This window comes from Streptomyces sp. NPDC101166 (assembly GCF_044768125.1).
Taxonomy (GTDB): domain Bacteria; phylum Actinomycetota; class Actinomycetes; order Streptomycetales; family Streptomycetaceae; genus Streptomyces.
Genome location: NZ_JBIWPF010000122.1, coordinates 1 through 1,420, shown reverse-complemented (window position 1 = coordinate 1,420; position 1,420 = coordinate 1). Strand labels below are relative to the sequence as shown.

Annotated in this window: 2 protein-coding genes and 1 pseudogene; 2 read left to right on the top strand and 1 reads right to left on the bottom strand. The window is 71.2% G+C overall.

Going from position 1 to position 1,420, the window contains the following annotated elements:
* The coding region (locus tag ACIRS4_RS36955; protein ID WP_404204455.1) for a hypothetical protein at positions 1-557 on the top strand (557 nt) is incomplete at its 5' end.
* A gap of 25 nt (positions 558-582) precedes the next feature.
* Here ACIRS4_RS36955 and ACIRS4_RS36950 read toward each other — a convergent pair.
* Positions 583-1,152, bottom strand: coding sequence for a class I SAM-dependent methyltransferase (locus tag ACIRS4_RS36950; RefSeq protein ID WP_404204453.1), 570 nt, complete (start codon positions 1,150-1,152; stop codon positions 583-585).
* Between the two features lie 55 nt (positions 1,153-1,207).
* Between ACIRS4_RS36950 and ACIRS4_RS36945 the strand changes: the two are divergent.
* Positions 1,208-1,420, top strand: a pseudogene (locus ACIRS4_RS36945) (AraC family transcriptional regulator); the annotation flags it as partial.

The window sequence follows — 1,420 nt, the reverse complement described above, 5'->3', positions numbered from 1 at the left end:
GAACTGATATGGCCGACAACGAATTCGGATACACCGCCTGGGGCAAGGACTGGGTCCGGCTCGCGGAACCGTTGAACCTCACCAAACCCGAGCCGCTGCTCCCCCGCGCCCGCAGCATCGCCCGCAACAACGGCGTCCGCACCGAGATCGAGGGCACCGTGGTCCGCGCCCACATCCACCGCGGCTCCGAAGCCTCGGTGACGCACCTGGAACTGACCTCGTTCCCGCGCGCCACCATCGACGCCATCGCCGCCATGGTCCCCGCCGACAGCCTCACCCTCGGCGACGACCTGCACGCCGCGGTTCTCGCCGCGGGCATCTCGGTCACCCCGATCCTCGCCGCCGCCGACTGCTCCTGCCGCGCCCGCAACGCCCGCTGCCTGCACATGCTGGCCGCCTGCTACGCGGTCGTCCGGCTGATCGACGAAAACCCCTGGCTCGCCTTGGATCTCCAGGGCTACCGCCTCGCCCCACCCGCCGCCGACACCGAAGCCCCGGTGTCGATTCCCCGCTGGACACCCATCGACGCCCTCGACCCGGCGGTCTACTTCGGCTGATCGTTCGGCCGCCCCGCCGTCCGGCCTATTCGGGGCGGCGGGCGCGGAAGCGGAAGTTGGTTGCCGCGCTGCGGACTTCGATGTCGGTGAAGCCGACGCGGGTGAGGCGGGCCCGCATCGTGTCGGGCGGGACCGGGACGCAGGTATCGCCGAGATGGATGAGGCGGAAGGTGGGGCGGTCGATGCCGTCGCTGCCCGCGAAGACGCCGCCGGGGCGCAGGACCCGGAAGGCCTCGGCGAAGAGCTCGTCCTGGAGGGCGGGGGTGGGGACGTGGTGGAGCATGGTGAAGCTGACCACGGAGCTGAACTCGGTGTCGGGCAACGGCATCGCGGTGGCGTCGCCCTCGATGATCCGCATCTTGCCGGCCTTGCGGGTGCGCAGGCGGGCGGCCAGCGCCGGGTCGATCTCGAGGCCGGTGAGGGCGGGGACGCGGGCGCGCAGGGTGTCGACGTTCGCGCCGTAGCCGGGTCCGATCTCGAGGGCGTTGTCGCCGAGGTCGATGTCCCGCAACGCCCACGGGACGATCTGGTTCGCGCTGGCCCGCTCCCAGGTGCTCGAACGGCAGAGTAGCTGGTGAAAGTAGTTCATCCCCATGGCCATAACGCTAGGGCGAGGCGCACCTGGCCGCGAGAGACTACGGTGACAGATTATGTCGCCAAACGGCCAGACCCGGGTGCTGGCCCCGCCGCCGGGGCCGACCGCCATGGTGTTCGGCCTCGGCACGCTGCCCGCCGGGTACTGGTTCGACGAGCACGAGCACGAACAGCACCAGATCGCCTGGGCCGCACAGGGAGTGCTGACCGTCGAGACCCCGGGCGGGCACTGGGTGCTGCCGCCGACGCGCGCCCTGTGGATCCCGGGC

What these genes read in the sequence shown, in the direction of transcription:
- ACIRS4_RS36950 (WP_404204453.1), bottom strand. Translation starts at nt 1,152, where the DNA reads ATGGGGATGAACTACTTTCACCAGCTACTCTGCCGTTCGAGCACCTGG.